The sequence below is a fragment of the Streptomyces sp. NPDC057900 genome, from assembly GCF_042887885.1.
In the GTDB taxonomy this organism is placed as follows: domain Bacteria; phylum Actinomycetota; class Actinomycetes; order Streptomycetales; family Streptomycetaceae; genus Streptomyces.
Genome location: NZ_JBHVOI010000004.1, coordinates 103,826 through 121,273, shown reverse-complemented (window position 1 = coordinate 121,273; position 17,448 = coordinate 103,826). Strand labels below are relative to the sequence as shown.

Here is a 17,448-nt window from a genome sequence, read left to right as displayed (position 1 = left end):
CCCGCCCCCGGCCCGGCCGGTTCAGCGGACGTGGGGCGCCGGGCGGGCCCGGCTCCTGATCCGGACGCTGCCGACGATCCGGTACGGCGCCGCCGACTCCTCCGCCTCGTCGCGCAGGGCGGCGAGCGGACCGAGAACGGCCGCCGGGGGCATGTCCGGATCGAGCCAGAGGTGCGTACGGACGTGCAGCCGGGTCCGCCGGGCCGTGATGTCCACACGGCAGCGGGAGACCCCGGCGAGCGAGGCCGTCCGCTGGGCTAGCGCCTCGGCCAGCGCGCCCGCGCGCACCGCGCCGCCCGCGGAGGGCAGGTCCAGCGACGTGCTGGCGCCGCCGCGGAAGCGGCTCGCGCACCGCCACAGGAGCAGCAGGGCCGGCACGGCCGGACCGGCGACGGCGACGGACGTCCACCAGCCGTGCGTACGCAGACCGGCCAGCCCTTCCCGGTCCAGCAGGACGCTGCCGGGGCGGGCCGCCGGCCACCAGCCGGGCAGCCGGGAGCCGAGCCCCGGCCAGGTAGCGGCCAGCCAGACACCGCCCAGCAGGAGGGCGAGTCCGGCCACGGCCAGAACGGCCCGGTTCGCGCCGGGGCGGGGCCGCGCGCTCACGCGTCACCACCCGCCCGCACGAACCGCGTCGCCTCGGCGGTTTCCGGACTCCCTGGCGTCCCGGCCGCGCGCGGCTTCGGGAGGTCCGGCTCGGGCGGGCGCCACGTCGGCTCGGGCCGGACCCGCACCCGGGGCCGCAACGGGCGGCGCAGCACGCAGTCGGCCAGCACCCGGCGGGTGGCGGCGGTGACGTCGTCGCGCACGGCGTCCACCGCGCCGAAGGCGAGCGCGGCCCGGACCATGACGCTCCGGCGCCGCACCCGTACCCGTACCGCACCGACCCCGGCGACACCGCTCGCCGCGGCGTGGAGCAGCGCGGCCAGCGCCGGGCGGTCGATGGCGGTGTCCGGGTACGCGTCCGGGGTGGCGACGGTCAGCAGGTTCCGCCGGCCCGGCAGGGCGGCCAGCGCGAGCAGCCACAGCCCGGCGAGCGCCGCGACGGAGCCGCCCACCACCACGGACAGGTCCCCCGGTCCGTGCCCCGACAGCCAGTCCACCGCCGCCGTGCGCCAGACGGCGGGCGGTTGGCCGGTGCGCACCCGGACCACGTCGACGGCCACGGCGCCGCAGCCGAGAGCGGCGGCCAGCAGGAGCGCGGCCACGGGCCCACGCCGCGAGGCGCGGAGCCGGCCCGAGGAGCGCCGCGAGGGGCGCCGCGCGGGCTCGTCCACCTCCGCGTTGACGGTCGGGAGCGGGGCCGCGCGGACCGTCAGGGTGTCCACCGTGACGGCGGCCCTGCGCACGTCGAGCCCCGCGAGGTGCCGGGCGCGCTCGGTGACGTGGTCCTGGACCCGGCGCACGGTGTCGGCGAGCGGCGCCGGATAGCCCAGGCCGACGGTGAGCCGCACCTGTGCCCGGGGCCCGTGCACCGCGACCGAACCGCGCGCGGCCCGACCGGTGCGGCCGGGCGTGGCCTCGTCGGCGGCGCGCTCGACGATCCTGCGCACCGCCCGGTCCGAGACGGTGGTCGTGCCCAGCTGCCCCGGCGTGGTCATCGGCGGCTCCGCTCGAACAGCGCCCGCAGATCCTCCGGCAGGCCCTCGCCGTCGAGCCGGCGGCCCGCCAGCCAGCCGACCGCGCCGAGGGCGGCCACGAGCAGAAACGCCCCGAAGCCGCCGAACCAGCCGGCGAACGCCAGTGCCATACCCGCGATCATTCCGACGGCCGCACTGCTCATCCTGCTTCACCCCTCACGCGATGGCCCGATGATGTCCAACTCCCGCGCGCCGCCCGGCTGCCGCGACGCGCGACTGCCGCGGTGCCCGGCCGGCGCGATCCCCGGCCGGCTCCGAGGCCGCGGGATCACTCCACCCGGGAGTCGGCCGGGGCGCTCTCGCCGTCGTCGGGGAGGTGCACGTCGTTGACGGTGACGTTGACCTCGATGACCTCAAGGCCGGTGATCCGCTCGACGGCCGCGATGACGTTCTCCCGCACGTCGCGGGCCACGTCGGTGATGGCCACGCCGTAGTCGACGACCAGGTCGACATCGATCGCGGTCTGCCGCTCGCCCACCTCGACCTTGACCCCGCGGCCGACATTGGGGCGCCCGCCGGGCACCCGGTCGCGGACCGCGCCGAGCGTGCGCGACAGCCCGCCGCCCATGTCGAAGACCCCGGGGATCTCCCGCGCCGCCATGCCCGCGATCTTCACGACGACCACATCGGCGATGGAGGTACGGCCGCGCGTCGCGGCCGGCTCGTCCGCACCGGTGGCCCCGCCGGAGAGTGCGGTCGTGCCCTGGGGGGCCTTCACCGCCTGGGGAGCGGAGGCGTTCTTGGATACTGGTGCCGTCTGCGTGGTCATCAGGAGGTCCTCTCTGCGGGATCTGTGAACTGCTCTCACACCGTTCGACCCCGGCGGGCGCCGTCCGTGACGCGGAATCCCGGATTTTCTTTCCGCTCTCCCTCCCGCACTTCCTTCCGCACTTCCTTCCGCACTTCCTTCCGCCCGGTCCGCGCGTCACAGAACCGGAGTTGATGTGTCCCACCCACAGACGCACAGCACAACGCCCCACCGCCCCGACGACCGCCCGACGACCGAACAACAGAGGAGCCGCCCTGTGCCGGGGGCCCGCAGACAGATCGCATCAGCGGCCGGCGAGGACCGGGCCGACACCGATGACGGCCTGCTCGCCGTACGCGCCGCGGAGGGCGACGAGGAGGCCTTCGCCACCCTCGTACGCCGCCACGCGCCGCCGCTGATCCGCCTGGCCACCCGGCTCCTGGGCAGCGTGCCCGAGGCGGAGGACGCGGTGCAGGACGCGCTGATCAGCGCCTGGCGCAAACTGCCCGGATTCCAGCACCAGTCGTCGTTCGGGACCTGGATGTACCGCATCGTCACCAACCGCTGCCTGAACGTCCTGCGCCGCCGCAGACCACTCGCGCCACTGGAGGCCGCGGGCGAGGTGGCGGCGCCCGAGCACGCCGTCTCCCCGACCAGGCTCGCGGAGTCGCGGGCCGCCGCCGGGGACCTCCAGGCGGCCCTGTCCTCGCTCTCTCCCGAGCAGCGCACCTGCTGGGTGCTGAGAGAATTGGACGGCCAGTCCTACGAATTCATCGCGGCCGCGGTCGGCATCAGCCAGGAGGCTGTCCGGGCGCGCGTCTTCCGCGCACGACGCTGTCTGACACAGGAACTGGGGGCCTGGCGATGACCACCCACACCGACCCGCCCCACCCCGAGTCCGCCGATGACGCGGACGACGAGCGACTGCCCTGCGGCCGTCTGCTCTCCCACGTCTGGGATCTCTGGGAGCAGGGCACGGCCGATCCGCACCTGGACGAGTGCCCGCACTGCCGACGCGCCGTCGACGAGCTGGCGGGCCTGGAGTCCGCGGTACGTGGTCTGCGGGAGGAGACCGACACGACGGAGACGTACGACGCCACGCCGCTGACCCAGCGCGTGATGGACGTCGTACGGCTCGAACTGCGCCCGGGGCGTCCGCTGCCGCTGGGCGACCCCGCCGAGGACCTGTGGGTCATGGAGGCGGTGGCCGCGCGCACCGTCCGCACCGCCGCAGAGACGGTGCCCGGCGTACGCGCCGGTTCCTGCCGGATCGTCCCCCGCGCCCCGCACTCCCGGGGCCCGGCCGGGATCGACGTACGCCTCGAACTGCACGTCCCCCTCAGCGACGACCTGACGGAACTCGCCGACCGGGTACGGCGGCGGGTGCGCGAGGCGGTGGACGAGGGCCTGGGCCTCGGCGTCACGGAACTCGACATCCGCATCACCGACCTGCTCGACCCCGAAGAGGACACCCCCGAGGAAAGGGCCGCCCGATGAACCACGACACCGAGCGGACCCGAAGGGCCACGCTCACGGAGGAGGTCGCCAGGGCCGTGGAGGGCGTGGAGGGCGTGGCGTTCCTCAAACCGGGCGTCGCCCAACTCCTGCGCTCGGCCCTGCCCTCCACGCCCCGGACCACGGCCGGCACCCGTCACGCCGGGGTGCGGATGAGCCGGGGCAGCGCATCCTCGCCCCCGAGGCTGGACATCCAGATCGTCGCCCGCCGCGACGCCCGCGCGCTGGAGGTCGCACGGGCCACCCGCAGAGCGGTCGACACCTGCCTGGCCACCCTGCTCCCGGGCAAGGAGGACGCGGTACGGGTGGTCGTGACCATCACGGGCCAGGCCTGACACCCGCCGCCCCGGCGGGAAGCCCGGAAAGACCCGGAAGCCCGGGAAGCCCGGAAGGAGGAACGGATCACGCCGGACGCGCGCGCCCCGGCCCCCTCGGCTGCCAGGAGCGCCCGTTCATGAGGTTCTCCAGGCCCGCCCAGGAGAAGTTCATCAGGGTGGACGCCGCCTCCTTCGCCGAGACGCCCGGGGTCTCGTTCGCCCAGCCGGCGAGCGACTCCGCGGCGCCCACCAGCGCCTGCGCGAGCCCCGCCACGTCGCGGTCGGGGAGCGCCGGGTCGTGATGGGCCTCGCGGGCCGCCGCCCCGATCAGACCCGTCACGAACGCAACGATCTCGTCGCGCATCACGCTCACCTCGGTGGCGAACGGCTCCCCGTGCGTACGCGCCTGCCGGTACAGCACCGCCCAGCCGTCCGGGTTCTGCGCGGTGTGCGTGAAGAACGCCCGCAGCCCCGACCACAGTTGCCGGTCGGCGGGCAGTCCCGGTTCCGCCCCCGCCTGGACGGCCGCGAGGAGCTCGCGCGCCTCGCGCCGGATGCACGCGGTGAACAGCTCGTCCTTTGAATTCAGGTACAGGTACACCAGCGGCTTGGACACCCCGGCCAGCTCGGCGATCTCGTCCATCGAGGCGGCCCGGTAGCCGCGCCGCCCGAACGTCCGCACCGCGGCGTCCATCATCTGCTGCTCGCGCACGGCGCGCGGCATCCGCTTGCCCTTCACAGCACCCATGCCGGACTCCTCCCGCCCCCGCTGCACCACTCCCCGGTAAGAGTACGGCGCGTTCGCAAAACGGCTGTGCCCCGTACCCAGGTGCGTGTGAGGGTACGGGGCACAGCCGTTGGGGCCGGGTCGATCAGGCGGGGACGGGCACCTTCGCCGGCTCGCTGTCCTGGACCTCGGCGTCCTCCACCGGGGAGGCGGAGGCCGAGTTGTACAGGTCGTGGTCGAGGATCTTCTCGCGCGCCGAGACGAGCACCGGGACCAGCGCCTGGCCGGCGACGTTCGTGGCGGTCCGCATCATGTCCAGGATCGGGTCGATGGCCATCAGCAGGCCGACACCCTCCAGCGGGAGGCCCAGCGTCGACAGCGTCAGGGTCAGCATGACCGTGGCGCCGGTGAGACCGGCGGTGGCGGCGGAGCCGATCACCGAGACGAACGCGATCAGGATGTAGTCACCGACACCCAGCTGGACGTCGAAGATCTGCGCGATGAAGATCGCGGCCAGCGCCGGGTAGATCGCGGCGCAGCCGTCCATCTTGGTCGTCGCGCCGAACGGGACCGAGAAGGAGGCGTACTCCTTCGGGACGCCGAGGCGCTCGGTGACCTGCTGGGTGACCGGCATGGTGCCGACCGAGGAGCGCGAGACGAACGCGAGCTGGATCGCGGGCCAGGCGCCCTTGAAGAACTGGAGCGGGCTGACCTTGGCGACGGTGGCCAGCAGCAGCGGGTAGACGCCGAACATCACCAGGGCGCAGCCGATGTAGACGTCGGCGGTGAACGTGGCGTACTTGCCGATCAGGTCCCAGCCGTAGTCGGCGATCGCGTAGCCGATGAGGCCGATGGTGCCGATCGGGGCGAGCCGGATGACCCACCACAGGGCCTTCTGGAGGAGCTCCAGGACGGCTTCGCTGAGGGTGAGGATGGGCTGCGCCTTCTCACCGAGCTGCAGGGCGGCGATGCCGGCGACGGCGGCCATGAAGACGATCTGGAGGACGTTCAGGTCGGTGAACGGCGTGATCACGTTCTCCGGGATGATGCCCGTCAGGAAGTCGAGCCAGGAGCCGGCGTGCTCGGGGGCCTTGCCGTCCTTCGGCGTGAGACCGGTACCGGAGCCCGGGTTGGTGATCAGGCCGATCGCGAGGCCGATGGCGACCGCGATCAGCGAGGTGATCATGAACCAGAGGACGGTGCGGCCCGCCAGCCTGGCGGCGTTGTTGACCTTGCGCAGGTTGGTGATCGACACCAGGATCGCGAAGAAGACGAGGGGCGCGACGGCCAGCTTGAGCAGCTGGACGAAGATGTGGCCGACCTTGTCGAGCGTGGTGTAGAGCCAGCCGATGTCCTGGCTGCGGGCGAGCCAGCCCAGCAGTACACCGAGGACGAGACCGGCGACGATCTGGGCCCAGAACGGGACCTTGGGTATGCGGAAACCGGAGCCGGAAGGCTCATCGGTGGTGGCGGACGCGGGGTTCGCGGACACGGACACACTCCAGATGTGACACATCGGGACGCACGGGGACGGTGTGCGGAGGGGACGGGGGTGCGGCGCCCGCGTCAGAGGCGGCGCCGCTGCATGATGCCGTTCAGACGTTGCGGCAACAGACCGCGGACATACAGCGGCAGAGATCGACATGCAGGCGCGCCACGAGCGGGATGCTCGCGGCAGGTCGGAGGCGCACAGCTGTCTTCATGGCGAACACGTTAACACTTGAACTTTGAGAACCTCAAAGGTCTTCTTTGGGCCCGGACCGGCCCGCACCGGCCCGCACCCGGCGCCCGGCAGTGGGCGGGCACCCCCAACTGACCCTGGACACACGGAAACCCCAGTACAGGAGCGTGTGCTCCGGCGCTGGGGTTTCAGGAAGAATTGGTACGGGTGTGAGGGAGCTTACATTTCCCTTACCGTCCCTGGCCGTCCCTTACTGGGCGACGCTGTCCTCGCGGGTGCGGTTCGCCTCAAGGCGGGCCTTGGTCCGGTCGACCTTGGAGATGATCTGCTCGGACATCTCGTCGCGCTGCTTGCGCAGCAGCACGTAGCTGAGCGGCGCGGAGAGCACCAGGGCGAGCAGGATGACCCAGATGATGTTCGAGCCCCCCGCTCCGGACGGCAGCAGCCCGTAGTTGACGGCCACGGCGGCGATCGCGAAGCAGCCGACGAAGATACTGAGACGCATCGCGGTGTACCGGATCATTGCGCTCGGCTTTGCAGCGGACACAGCTCGCCTTCTCTCTACGTGACAGTCCTGCCCGTCCAGTGAAGCATGCCCCGTAATCGAGCGGTTCGGAGGGCTCCGAAAAGGGGGCCGCCCGGCGGCCCGGACCAGCGCTCTCAGCCGAGGGGCAGCAGCATGATGATGTCGTCGCGGTCGTCCCCCTCTGCCACCCGGATCGCCCCCGGCACCCGGCCGACCTCCTTGTAGCCGCAGGCGGCGTAGAACCGGTCGGCGCCCGTGCCGCCCCGGCAGGTGAGCCGGATGGCCTCGATGCCCTCGATGGAGCGCGCGGCATCGGCGGCCGCCGCCATCAGGTCGCGCCCGAAGCCCCGGCCCTGGTGGCGGGGGTGGACCATCACCGTGTAGAGCCAGACCCAGTGCGACATCAGCCGGTGCGTGTTGCGGGTCAGGAAGGCGGTGGCGGCGACGGCACCCTCCTCGTCGTAGCCGACCAGGAGCCGGGTGCGCTCCTCCGTGATGGCGGTGAGGTGCTTGACCAGTTCGGGCCGGACGTCCTCGGCCGTGACGGGCGGCACGAAGCCCACCGCGCCGCCCGCGTTGGACACATCGGCCCAGAGCGAGGTGATGCCGTCCCGCAGGGGCCTGTCGAAGGGAGGGTCCAACTCAAAAGTAAGTGTCATAGATGCAGATTAACCATTACGGGCGCTGCGCTCAATCCCGTCGGAGAACCCGTCACGAACACGAGAAAGCTCCGGCCGGGGACGTCGGCCGGAGCTTTCGTGGAGCAGTGGAGCGATACGCGCCCCCGGAGGGGCGCGCCGCGTCAGACCCGCATCGGCTGCGGCGACTCGCGCCGGTCCGCGTCCGGGCCCGGGTACTCGCGGAGGATCTCGTACCGGGTGTTGCGCTCGACGGGCCGGAAGCCGGCGTCGCGGATCAGGTCGAGCAGGTCCTCGCGGCCGAGCTTGTTGGGCGTGCCGTAGTTGTCCGCGTCGTGCGTGATCTTGTACTCGACGACCGAGCCGTCCATGTCGTCCGCGCCGTGCTGGAGCGCGAGCTGGGCGGTCTGCACGCCGTGCATCACCCAGAAGACCTTGACGTGCGGGACGTTGTCGAAGAGCAGCCGGGAGACCGCGAAGGTCTTGAGCGCCTCGGCGCCGGTCGCCATCGTCGTCCGCGCCTGGAGCTTGTTGCGGACCTTGCCGTCCTTCATGTCCACGAAGTCGTGCTGGTAGCGCAGCGGGATGAAGACCTGGAAGCCGCCGGTCTCGTCCTGGAGCTCACGCAGCCGCAGCACGTGGTCGACGCGGTGACGGGGCTCCTCGATGTGCCCGTACAGCATCGTCGCCGGGGTCTTGAGACCCTTCTCGTGCGCGAGCCGGTGGATCCGCGACCAGTCCTCCCAGTGGGTGGCGTGGTCCACGATGTGCTGGCGGACCTCCCAGTCGAAGATCTCCGCGCCGCCGCCGGTCAGCGACTCCAGACCGGCGTCGATCAGCTCGTCGAGGATCTCGGAGGCGGAGAGCCCGGAGATGGTCTCGAAGTGGTGGATCTCGGTGGCGGTGAACGCCTTGAGGGAGACCTCCGGCAGCGCTTCCTTCAGCGCGCTCAGCGAGCGCGGGTAGTAGCGCCACGGCAGGGTGGGGTGCAGCCCGTTGACGATGTGCAGTTCGGTGAGGTTCTCGCCCTGCATCGCCTTCGCGAGGCGGACGGCCTCCTCGATGCGCATCGTGTACGCGTCCTTCTCGCCCGGCTTGCGCTGGAACGAGCAGTACGCGCACGACGCGGTGCACACGTTCGTCATGTTGAGGTGGCGGTTGACGTTGAAGTGGACGACGTCGCCGTTCTTGCGCGTGCGCACCTCATGGGCCAGACCGCCGAGCCAGGCGAGGTCGTCGGACTCGTAGAGCGCGATCCCGTCCTCGCGGGTCAGCCGCTCGCCGGCCCGGACCTTCTGCTCCAGCTCGCGCTTGAGTCCCGCGTCCACTAGGGCGCCTCCCATTTCTCTACGTAACAGACTTCGCTCACGGTACTCCCCCGCCGGGCGCACCCCGCGGACCCCCCGTCGGCCCTCCCGTCAGTCCTCTTCCGGCAGCTCGCCGACCCGGTTCTCCCACTTGGTGGACAGCACGATCGTGGTGCGGGTGCGCGAGACGCCCCGGGTGCCGCTGAGGCGGCGGATGGTCTTCTCCAGGCCGTCCACGTCACCGACGCGCACCTTGAGCATGTAGGAGTCGTCGCCCGCGATGAACCAGGCGTCCTCGATCTCGGCGAGGTCCTTCAGCCGGTGCGCGACGTCCTCGTGGTCGGCGGCGTCGGAGAGCGAGATGCCGATCAGGGCCGTGACGCCGAGCCCGAGCGAGGCCGCGTCGACGGTGGCGCGGTAGCCGGTGATGACTCCGGCGGACTCCAGCCGGTTGATGCGGTCGGTGACGCTGGGCCCGGAGAGCCCGACGAGCCTGCCCAGCTCGGCGTACGAGGCCCTGCCGTTCTCCCTGAGGGCCTGGATGAGCTGCCTGTCCACCGCGTCCATGTGAATGGAACCTTCCATTAATCAGCAGTATCGCGAGTCTATGTGTAGAATCTAAGGCATGCAGGCCCCGGAGCCTGCAAATCTTCCCGAACATCCAAAAAGCGCTTTCGAATCTTCAGGAGTGAAAACACCGTGTACACGATCGAGATGGCCTACGCCCGGATGCGCGAGCTGCAGGACCTGGCCAACCGCTCGCGTGCCCACCAGCCCGCCGCCGCCCACCGGGTCGACCGGACCCGCACCCCGCGCGCGCCCAAGAAGCGCTGACCCCGCCCGGATCAGCCACGGGAGCCGCCACCGAGCTCTCCCTCCCAGCGGCGGTACAGCTGGTGCGGCACCCCTGCCGCGTCCAGCACCCGCCCCGCGACGAAATCCACCAGATCCTGGATGTGCGTCGCACCCGCGTAGAACGCCGGAGAGGCGGGCAGCACGACCGCGCCCGCCTCGTCCAGGGCCACCAGAGCCTTGAGCGTCTGGCCGCTCAGCGGGGTCTCGCGCACCGCGACGACCAGCTTCCGCCGCTCCTTGAGCGTCACGCTCGCGGCCCGCTGCAACAGGTCCTTCGAGAGCCCGAGCGCCACTCCGGCCACACAGGCCGTCGAGGCCGGGACGATCAGCATCCCCTTCGCCGGGTAGGACCCGGAGGACGGCCCGGCCGCCAGGTCACCGGCCGGCCAGTGCCGTACGCCGGACACGTCCACGTCGAAGGTGTGCGGCTTGCCGTCCGCGCCCCGCGCCAGCCAGCCGCGCAGGTCCTCCTGCCAGTGCGCGTCACGGAACGCGATCCCGGTCTCGTCCAGCAGGGTGAGGCGCGACGCCCGGCTCACCACCAGATCGACGCTCTCCCCCGCGGCCAGCAGACCACGCAGCACCGCGGCGGCGAATGGTGTGCCCGAAGCGCCCGAAACCCCGACAATCCAAGGCTGTCGCTGCTGCTGACTCATTGAAATCCCGGAATCCACAGAACCGAGCCTATCCGGCACGCACCACCCGGAACCGAGTCAGGGGCTCCGTGCGTTGCGAGGTGTGAATACGTCGCGACGTATGAAGGGGGGCGTCCCATGAGCAACATGCGCATGACGGCCGGATCCCGTGCCCTCGCGGCGGGCGCGGTCATGCTGGGCTGGGTCGGGCTGCTCTGGGTGCTGGAGGGCATCGACCTCACGACCGGCCACAGCCTGGACGGTCACGGGATCAGCCCGCGCGAGCCGGGCGAGCTGCTCGACATCGTGCCCGCCGCCTTCCTGCACAGCGGCTGGGCGCACGTCGCGTCGAACAGCGTCCCCCTGCTGGTCCTCGGCTTCATCGCCGCGCTGGGCGGTCTGCGCCGCTTCGCGGGCGTGGTGCTCACCGTGATCCTGGTCGGCGGCCTCGGCGTCTGGCTCACCGCCCCGGCGCACACGGTCACGCTCGGCGCCTCTGGCGTGGTCTTCGGCCTCTTCGGCTACCTGCTGGTCCGCGGCTTCGTGGACCGCCGCCCGCTGGACGTGATCATCGGCGTGATCGTCGCCGCGGTGTACGGCTCGCTGCTCCAGGGCGTCCTGCCGACCGACTCGGGTGTCAGCTGGCAGGGCCACCTCTTCGGCCTGCTCGGCGGCGCGCTCGCCGCGTTCGTCCTGCGCCGGGACGCCCGGCCGCTCAGACCGTCAGGCCCCGCACCAGCAGGTCCAGCAGCGCACACGCGAACAGGGCGATTCCGATGAACCCGTTCACCGAGAAGAACGCCCGGTTCAGCCGCGACAGATCGTGCGGCCGCACCACCCGGTGCTCGTACACGAAGGCGACGGCGACGATCACCATGCCGATCCAGTAGAAGAGCCCCGCCTCCGTGGCCAGTCCGAACCAGACGAGCAGCCCGGTCGTCACCACGTGGCAGACCCGCGCGCCCCACAGCGCGGCCGGCACGCCGAACCTGGCCGGGACGGAGAACACCCCGTGGGCCCGGTCCGCCTGCACGTCCTGACAGGCGAAGATCAGGTCGAAGCCGCCGATCCAGATGCCGACGGCGAGCCCCAGGATCACCGCGTCCCACGACCAGCTCCCGGTCACCGCCAGCCAGGCGCCGACCGGCCCCATGGCCTGGGCGATGCCCAGGATCGCGTGCGGGTAGTTCGTGAACCGCTTCCCGTACGGGTAGACGACCATCGGGATCACCGCGAGCGGCGCCAGCGCCAGGCAGAGCGGGTTGAGCAGCGCCGCCGCGCCGAGGAAGACGACGACGGCGATGAGCGCCCCCGTCCACGCGGAGCGCACGGAGACCGCGCCGGTCACCAGCTCACGGCCTGCGGTGCGCGGGTTACGGGCGTCGATCTCCCGGTCGATGATCCGGTTCGCGGCCATCGCGAAGGTGCGCAGCCCGACCATGGCGACGGTGACGAGCAGCAGGGTGACCCAGTGGATCGACTCGTCGTCGTGGAACATCGCGGTGAGGGCGGCGATGTAGGCGAAGGGCAGCGCGAAGACGGAGTGCTCGATCATGACGAGCCGCAGGAACGCGCGGGGCTTACTGCGGGGCTGCGGCACGGCAGCGGCGGAGGCGCTCACAGTCCGTACTCCTTCCACCGGCGGTCGACCTTCGCCGCCGTCTCCGGGTCGGACTCGACCATGTCCGGCCAGCCCCCGTCCCGGGTGTAGCCCTCCTCGGGCCACTTCTTCGTCGCGTCGATCCCCGCCTTGCCGCCCCAGAACTGCTGGTAGGAGGCGTGGTCGAGATGGTCGACGGGACCTTCGGCCACGGTCAGGTCCCGCGCGTAGTCGGTGTTCCCGAGCGCCCGCCAGGACACCTCGTGCAGATCGTGGACGTCGCAGTCGGAGTCCACCACGACGATCAGTTTGGTCAGCGACATCATGTGCGCCCCCCAGATGGCGCTCATCACCTTCTGGGCGTGCTTCGGGTACTTCTTGTCGATCGAGACGATCGCACAGTTGTGGAACCCGCCGGACTCGGGCAGGTGGTAGTCCACGATGTCCGGCACGATGATCTTGAGCAGCGGCAGGAAGAACCGCTCGGTGGCCCGGGCCAGCGGCCCGTCCTCGGTCGGCGGCCGGCCGACCACGATCGACTGGAGCAGCGGACGCTTCCGCATGGTCACGCAGTCGATGGTCAGCGCGGGGAACGGTTCCTGCGGCGTGTAGAAGCCGGTGTGGTCGCCGAACGGCCCCTCCGGCAGCGTCTCGCCGGGCTCCAGCCAGCCCTCGATGATGACCTCGGCGTTGGCCGGGACCTGGAGCGGAACGGTCTTGCAGTCGACCATCTCGATCCGCTTGCCCTGGATGAACCCGGCGAACAGGTACTCGTCGATGTCCCCGGGCAGCGGCGCGGTGGAGGCGTACGTCACCGCGGGCGGCGCCCCGAACGCGATGGCGACCGGCAGCCGCTCCCCGCGCCTGGCGGCGACCTGGTAGTGGTTGCGGCTGTCCTTGTGGATCTGCCAGTGCATCCCGATGGTGCGGCGGTCGTGGCGCTGGAGCCGGTAGAGCCCCAGGTTCCGCACGCCGGTCTCGGGGTGCTTGGTGTGGGTGAGCCCGAGGTTGAAGAACGAGCCGCCGTCCTTGGGCCAGGTGAAGAGCGCGGGCAGCCGGTCCAGGTCCACGTCGTCGCCGGTGAGGACGACCTCCTGCACCGGGGCGTTCTCCGCCTTCACCTTCTTCGGCGGTACGTGGACCATCGTCCCGAGCTTGCCGAAGGCCTCCCGGACGCCGACGAAGCCGTGCGGCAGCTCCGGCTTGAGCAGCCCGCCGATCTTGTCGCTGATCTCGGAGTAGGACTTCAGCCCGAGCGCCTTGAGGAGCCGCTTGTCGGTGCCGAACACGTTCATGGCCAGGGGCATCGAGGAGCCCTTGACGTTCTCGAAGAGCAGCGCGGGCCCGCCGGCCTTGTTCACCCGGTCGACGATCTCACCGACCTCCAGGTAGGGGTCGACCTCGGCCTTGATGCGCTTGAGCTCGCCCTCGCGCTCCAGAGCCCGGAGGAGGGATCGAAGATCGTCGTAAGCCATGCCGTCCAGTTTGACATCCTCCCTGGCATCAGCTGCCAGGGCTCCCCCACCTCAGCCATCGGCTGGTGCGGTTGCACACCGGGAATCCGGCGGCCCGGTTGACGTTTCACGGCCCCGGCCAATGCCTGGAGGGCTCCACGTCCTGTAACCGCCATGCCCGGCGGCCAATGTGTTCTTCGCTCCGACGACATCCGCGTGCTCAGCATGGGTACAAGAAGTGCATACGAACTCTGCTTGATTCTTGCGAGAGGCCGCGTCCACACGCCTGCACGCCGGGCACGTCTGGGACGTATAGGCGGGGTTGATCTTCCTGATGCGGGTGCCGGTCGTCCGCGCCGCACTGCGGAGCGCCGTTTCCAGTCCGCACCAGCCCTTGTCGAGAATGGCCCTGTTCAGGCCGCTCTTCTGCGCGACCATCCTTCCCGGCCGGTCCGGGCTCCCCTTGGCCGAGGCTGTCATGCCACGCGTATTCAGGTCCTCGATCACAACCAGGGCGTTACCGCGCACCAGAACTCGCGCTGTCTGCGCCTGGAAGTCCCGACGTCGGCGGCTCACCCGTCCCATGATCACAGCCATGGCCGCCTTGATCCGCGAGCGCCTCCCAGACCCCTTGCGGGCCCGTGCGAGTCGCCGCTGAAGTCGCACATAACGTTCCGCCTCACCGGGCGTGATGAATGCCCGGTCGAAGAAACCCCGACCCGACACCTGATCCGCATCCGAGGTAACAACGGCTGAGACCACGCCGCGATCCACCCCGATGCGGCCACGCTCCAGCGAGACCGTTCGCTCCCTCTCCGGTGTGTCGACCAGGATCGACACGTACCAGTGACAGCCCTCACGCCGCAGCGTCACCGAACGGACGACTCCGCCCAACGCCCGCGACAGACGGAAGCGGACCCACCCCAACTTGGGTAGCTTCACACGCGCCCACTTCCGTGAGAGCTGTTCCACCCGCAAGCTCTGCCCATCGGGGAACCGCATCGACGGTTGCCAGCTCGCCTTCGACTTCCATCGCACGGCCCACGTCCCGTGCGTACGGCACGCCTTGTCCAGGTCCATCAGCACTTGCTGAAGCACGTGCCCCGGCGGCTGTCGCAGCCATTCGAACCGCGCGTCCCGCTTGGCTTGAACCAGTTGCCCGGCTTGTTCCCGGTAGGAGATCCACGCGCCTCGCCGCCGGTAGTGACGGCGCTGTTCCAGGCCCGTATTCCAGACCGCCCGGCAGACTCCGGCGTAGCCTTCAGCAGCGGCACGCTGCTCATCCGTCAGCTCCGCCCGGTACTTACGGCCGGCGAACACAGCCGGGCTCCGCACCTCGTCCATTGGTGCCGTCGCACTGAAGGCGTCCGCCTCGGCTCTCCGCGATCCGTAGTGCATCGGTCAGGCACTCGGCCAACCGGACTGCCGTAAAGCGAAGTTCCATCACTGTCGCACCAGCAGCGGCAACGATCGGCCGGGCACAGTCGAGGACCTCCACCCCCATGGCGAGCTGCACGGTATCCATCTGGTCCACCACGCGCGATACGTATCCATGGCCGTCGGTACGCAGATAGCAAGGTCCACCATCGGGGCGGGTCCAGGGCAGTAACCGGGCGTGGAGGGCGTCGTGTTGCTCCGAGGGGCTCATGAAACCGAGATTGGACCGGTGGACCGGTCCAGTCAAGCTATTCGCGACTTCTTCCACCCATCGGGTAGCTGTCCACCTGCTCCCAGAGGTGCGCCGGGGTCACTCCCTCCTCGCACACCAGAACCTCACCGGCGCTGTCGCTCGCCGCGTGGAGGACGACCACGACCGCGGCCGGCATTCCGAGGCCCAGGCATTCGGCCTCACCGGCGGACGCGAGGCGTACTGAGGTCACGTCCGTTCCGTGGGCCGGGGACCTGCCGAGCGTCCGCGCGACGTAGTGGGTCGTTCCTTCCGGAATCGGCCCCTTCTGGGAGAGCTTCGGGCAGGCGTCCGCGACCTCTTCCGGAAACCATGCCGTGACCAGCGACAGCGGAGACCCGTCGTCGAGCAGCATCAGCCGGTCGCGGCGGAGAGCGACCGTTCCGGCGCCGACCCCCATCGCATCGGCCACACGACTGGACGGCACCTCCTTCCCGGGCACTCCCAGCCGCCGGAACGGACCTCCGCCGGAGACGCGAGGCGACCCGGCGGACCGCCGCCCGGCCGTTCGAGCCACGGGAACCTCCACGACGGTGAATCCCGACCCCTGCCGGGCGACGACAAGCCCGTCCCCGCGCAGCACATCCATCGCCTTGATGACGGTGGCACGCGACACCGACCACTGCTCGCACAGATCCCGCCCGGAGGGAAGCAGGTCTCCCGGCCCGAAGTCGCCGTCCGAGATCCTGACGCGCAGGGACTCGGCGATCTGCTCGTACTTCAACTGCGGCACAGCGGCCTCCTGGTGACTGGACAGGTCAACCGGCTAGGTTAGTCGAGGGATGCACGCGCCACGTTGTTCTGCCGGAACAGGACGGTCTCATGACGGCTCACCAAGTCCCGCCGGGAATAATCGAGTTCTACACCTCCACCATCAACGAGGCCGACCGGCTCTCCGTCCCGGCCGACGGCGTACTGGAAATGGTCCGGACCCAGGAACTCCTGCGCCGCCATCTCCCACCCGCCCCGGCATCCGTACTCGACGTCGGCGGAGGCCCCGGGACCCATGCACGATGGCTCTCGGAGGACGGCTACCGCGTGCACCTCGTGGACCCCGTTCAGCGCCACGTCACCGAGGCCCGGGACTCCGGTTGCAGCGTCGAACTGGGTGACGCCCGCGATCTGAGCGCGGCCGACGACTCGTACGACGTCGTCCTTCTCCTCGGGCCCCTGTACCACCTCGTCGAGGCCGCCGACCGGAGGACCGCCCTCACCGAAGCCCGCCGCGTGGTCCGGCCCGGGGGGCTCGTCGCCGCGGCCGGCATCAACCGCTACGCCTCACTCTTCGAGCACACCGCCCTCGCCCACCTCGACAGCGCCTCGCTCCAGGAGGGCATCGCCAAGATCCTGGCGACCGGCTCGCACGACGGGAAGAAGGGCTTCACGGAGGCGCACTTCCACACAGGTGCCGAGCTGGACGCCGAGATGCGCGAAGCCGGTTTCACCGGGACGCAGGTCTACGGCATCGAAGGTCCCACCTGGGCGCTGCTGAAAGCGACCGAGCGGCACACCCGGGAATCCCTCACCGGATCGCGCATGTTCGCCTCCGCGCTGGCGGCCGCCCGCATGGCCGAACCGTACCCGGATCTGCTCGCAGCCAGTTCCCACCTGCTCGCCGTGGGGCATAACTGACACCGGCTACCCTGGGCCCGTCACCGGGGCGGGGCTTTGCCCCGCCAACTCTCCTCGGGGGGAAACTTCCACCATGCTCCGGGCCCTGATCTATCTCCTGCCGCTGGCGCTGACGATCTTCGCGTTCATCGACTGCCTGAACACCCCGGAGGACGAGGCCAAGCACCTGCCGAAGATCGCCTGGGTCTTCATCATCCTGCTGTTCTGGATCGTCGGGCCGATCGTGTGGCTGGCCGCGGGCAAGGTGCGCGAGGTGCCGGCCGACGGCCGTACGCCCTCCGAGTGGCACCGCAACGGGCGTTCCCGGTGGGTGGCGCCGGATGACAATCCCGACTTCCTGAAGTCGCTGCGGGAAGAGAACAAGCAGGACGAGGCGGTCCTCAAGGACTGGGAGGCGGACCTGCGCCGCCGCGAGGACGAGCTCAAGCGGCGGGAGAGCGGGGCGGGTCCGGAGGAGTCGGCGCCGCCCGCTCCGTAACGCGCTCC

General features: G+C 70.6%; 22 protein-coding genes. 7 read left to right on the top strand and 15 right to left on the bottom strand.

The window, feature by feature from the left end; all coding sequences use genetic code 11:
• Positions 1 to 21: 21 nt before the first annotated feature.
• The 4 genes from ACFVQ0_RS18120 to ACFVQ0_RS18105 form a co-directional block, all read right to left on the bottom strand.
• The gene (locus tag ACFVQ0_RS18120) at positions 22 to 606 is read right to left on the bottom strand and encodes a hypothetical protein (RefSeq protein ID WP_390089108.1); all 585 of its coding nucleotides are present in this window, start codon (positions 604 to 606) and stop codon (positions 22 to 24) included.
• A complete protein-coding gene (locus tag ACFVQ0_RS18115; RefSeq protein WP_390089106.1) occupies positions 603 to 1,601 on the bottom strand; it encodes a DUF6286 domain-containing protein in 999 nt (332 codons plus the stop codon). Before ACFVQ0_RS18115 ends, ACFVQ0_RS18120 begins: the two co-directional genes overlap by 4 nt.
• Positions 1,598 to 1,783, bottom strand: a complete 186-nt coding sequence (locus ACFVQ0_RS18110; protein ID WP_390089104.1) for a hypothetical protein — start codon at positions 1,781 to 1,783, stop codon at positions 1,598 to 1,600. Before ACFVQ0_RS18110 ends, ACFVQ0_RS18115 begins: the two co-directional genes overlap by 4 nt.
• A gap of 125 nt (positions 1,784 to 1,908) precedes the next feature.
• Complete coding sequence (locus tag ACFVQ0_RS18105) at positions 1,909 to 2,409, bottom strand: Asp23/Gls24 family envelope stress response protein (RefSeq protein ID WP_389211458.1); 501 nt, start codon at positions 2,407 to 2,409, stop codon at positions 1,909 to 1,911.
• Between the two features lie 256 nt (positions 2,410 to 2,665).
• Between ACFVQ0_RS18105 and ACFVQ0_RS18100 the strand changes: the two genes are divergently transcribed.
• From ACFVQ0_RS18100 to ACFVQ0_RS18090, 3 genes are read left to right on the top strand one after another with little or no spacing between them, the layout of a single operon-like run.
• The gene (locus tag ACFVQ0_RS18100; RefSeq protein WP_390089102.1) at positions 2,666 to 3,256 is read left to right on the top strand and encodes an RNA polymerase sigma factor; all 591 of its coding nucleotides are present in this window, start codon (positions 2,666 to 2,668) and stop codon (positions 3,254 to 3,256) included.
• A complete protein-coding gene (locus tag ACFVQ0_RS18095) occupies positions 3,253 to 3,885 on the top strand; it encodes an Asp23/Gls24 family envelope stress response protein (protein WP_390089101.1) in 633 nt (210 codons plus the stop codon). The genes ACFVQ0_RS18100 and ACFVQ0_RS18095 overlap by 4 nt, the downstream gene beginning before the upstream one ends.
• Positions 3,882 to 4,238 carry a hypothetical protein gene (locus ACFVQ0_RS18090; protein ID WP_390089099.1) on the top strand — a complete coding sequence of 119 codons (357 nt, stop codon included), beginning with the start codon at positions 3,882 to 3,884 and terminating at the stop codon, positions 4,236 to 4,238. Before ACFVQ0_RS18095 ends, ACFVQ0_RS18090 begins: the two co-directional genes overlap by 4 nt.
• Positions 4,239 to 4,305: 67 nt before the next feature.
• Here the strand turns inward: ACFVQ0_RS18090 and ACFVQ0_RS18085 are convergent, their stop codons facing one another.
• From ACFVQ0_RS18085 to ACFVQ0_RS18060, 6 genes are all read right to left on the bottom strand, one after another.
• Positions 4,306 to 4,968, bottom strand: coding sequence for a TetR/AcrR family transcriptional regulator (locus tag ACFVQ0_RS18085; protein WP_390089097.1), 663 nt, complete (start codon positions 4,966 to 4,968; stop codon positions 4,306 to 4,308).
• Between the two features lie 124 nt (positions 4,969 to 5,092).
• Complete coding sequence (locus ACFVQ0_RS18080; RefSeq protein WP_390089095.1) at positions 5,093 to 6,439, bottom strand: dicarboxylate/amino acid:cation symporter; 1,347 nt, start codon at positions 6,437 to 6,439, stop codon at positions 5,093 to 5,095.
• Between the two features lie 439 nt (positions 6,440 to 6,878).
• Positions 6,879 to 7,133, bottom strand: coding sequence for a DUF4229 domain-containing protein (locus ACFVQ0_RS18075; protein ID WP_390089093.1), 255 nt, complete (start codon positions 7,131 to 7,133; stop codon positions 6,879 to 6,881).
• Positions 7,134 to 7,288: 155 nt separating this feature from the next.
• Positions 7,289 to 7,813 carry a GNAT family N-acetyltransferase gene (locus ACFVQ0_RS18070; RefSeq protein ID WP_390089091.1) on the bottom strand — a complete coding sequence of 175 codons (525 nt, stop codon included), beginning with the start codon at positions 7,811 to 7,813 and terminating at the stop codon, positions 7,289 to 7,291.
• Between the two features lie 143 nt (positions 7,814 to 7,956).
• Positions 7,957 to 9,120 (bottom strand): aminofutalosine synthase MqnE, encoded by a 1,164-nt coding sequence (gene mqnE, locus ACFVQ0_RS18065; RefSeq protein ID WP_073737183.1) that lies wholly within the window; start codon positions 9,118 to 9,120, stop codon positions 7,957 to 7,959.
• A 90-nt stretch (positions 9,121 to 9,210) separates the two neighbouring features.
• Positions 9,211 to 9,666 (bottom strand): Lrp/AsnC family transcriptional regulator, encoded by a 456-nt coding sequence (locus tag ACFVQ0_RS18060; protein WP_390089795.1) that lies wholly within the window; start codon positions 9,664 to 9,666, stop codon positions 9,211 to 9,213.
• A 132-nt stretch (positions 9,667 to 9,798) separates the two neighbouring features.
• Between ACFVQ0_RS18060 and ACFVQ0_RS18055 the strand changes: the two genes are divergently transcribed.
• On the top strand, positions 9,799 to 9,933 hold the full coding sequence (locus ACFVQ0_RS18055) for a hypothetical protein (protein ID WP_260255715.1): 135 nt from the start codon (positions 9,799 to 9,801) through the stop codon (positions 9,931 to 9,933).
• A gap of 11 nt (positions 9,934 to 9,944) precedes the next feature.
• Here the strand turns inward: ACFVQ0_RS18055 and ACFVQ0_RS18050 are convergent, their stop codons facing one another.
• Complete coding sequence (locus ACFVQ0_RS18050) at positions 9,945 to 10,610, bottom strand: UbiX family flavin prenyltransferase (protein WP_073737181.1); 666 nt, start codon at positions 10,608 to 10,610, stop codon at positions 9,945 to 9,947.
• 117 nt (positions 10,611 to 10,727) lie between these two features.
• Here ACFVQ0_RS18050 and ACFVQ0_RS18045 point away from each other — a divergent pair, with 117 nt between their 5' ends.
• The gene (locus ACFVQ0_RS18045; RefSeq protein WP_390089088.1) at positions 10,728 to 11,369 is read left to right on the top strand and encodes a rhomboid family intramembrane serine protease; all 642 of its coding nucleotides are present in this window, start codon (positions 10,728 to 10,730) and stop codon (positions 11,367 to 11,369) included.
• Here the strand turns inward: ACFVQ0_RS18045 and mqnP are convergent.
• From mqnP to ACFVQ0_RS18025, 4 genes are all read right to left on the bottom strand, one after another.
• Positions 11,305 to 12,144 (bottom strand): menaquinone biosynthesis prenyltransferase MqnP, encoded by an 840-nt coding sequence (gene mqnP / locus ACFVQ0_RS18040; protein WP_242436796.1) that lies wholly within the window; start codon positions 12,142 to 12,144, stop codon positions 11,305 to 11,307. The genes ACFVQ0_RS18045 and mqnP overlap by 65 nt on opposite strands.
• Positions 12,145 to 12,206: 62 nt before the next feature.
• Positions 12,207 to 13,664 (bottom strand): menaquinone biosynthesis decarboxylase, encoded by a 1,458-nt coding sequence (locus ACFVQ0_RS18035; RefSeq protein ID WP_390089087.1) that lies wholly within the window; start codon positions 13,662 to 13,664, stop codon positions 12,207 to 12,209.
• 51 nt (positions 13,665 to 13,715) lie between these two features.
• Complete coding sequence (locus ACFVQ0_RS18030) at positions 13,716 to 14,963, bottom strand: RNA-guided endonuclease InsQ/TnpB family protein (RefSeq protein WP_390089085.1); 1,248 nt, start codon at positions 14,961 to 14,963, stop codon at positions 13,716 to 13,718.
• Between the two features lie 365 nt (positions 14,964 to 15,328).
• A complete protein-coding gene (locus ACFVQ0_RS18025) occupies positions 15,329 to 16,063 on the bottom strand; it encodes a GntR family transcriptional regulator (protein WP_390089083.1) in 735 nt (244 codons plus the stop codon).
• 89 nt (positions 16,064 to 16,152) lie between these two features.
• On the opposite strand from ACFVQ0_RS18025, the gene ACFVQ0_RS18020 reads away from it, so the two are divergent.
• Positions 16,153 to 16,962, top strand: a complete 810-nt coding sequence (locus ACFVQ0_RS18020; RefSeq protein WP_390089081.1) for a class I SAM-dependent methyltransferase — start codon at positions 16,153 to 16,155, stop codon at positions 16,960 to 16,962.
• A gap of 73 nt (positions 16,963 to 17,035) precedes the next feature.
• Complete coding sequence (locus tag ACFVQ0_RS18015; RefSeq protein WP_311304998.1) at positions 17,036 to 17,440, top strand: PLD nuclease N-terminal domain-containing protein; 405 nt, start codon at positions 17,036 to 17,038, stop codon at positions 17,438 to 17,440.
• Positions 17,441 to 17,448: the final 8 nt, after the last annotated feature.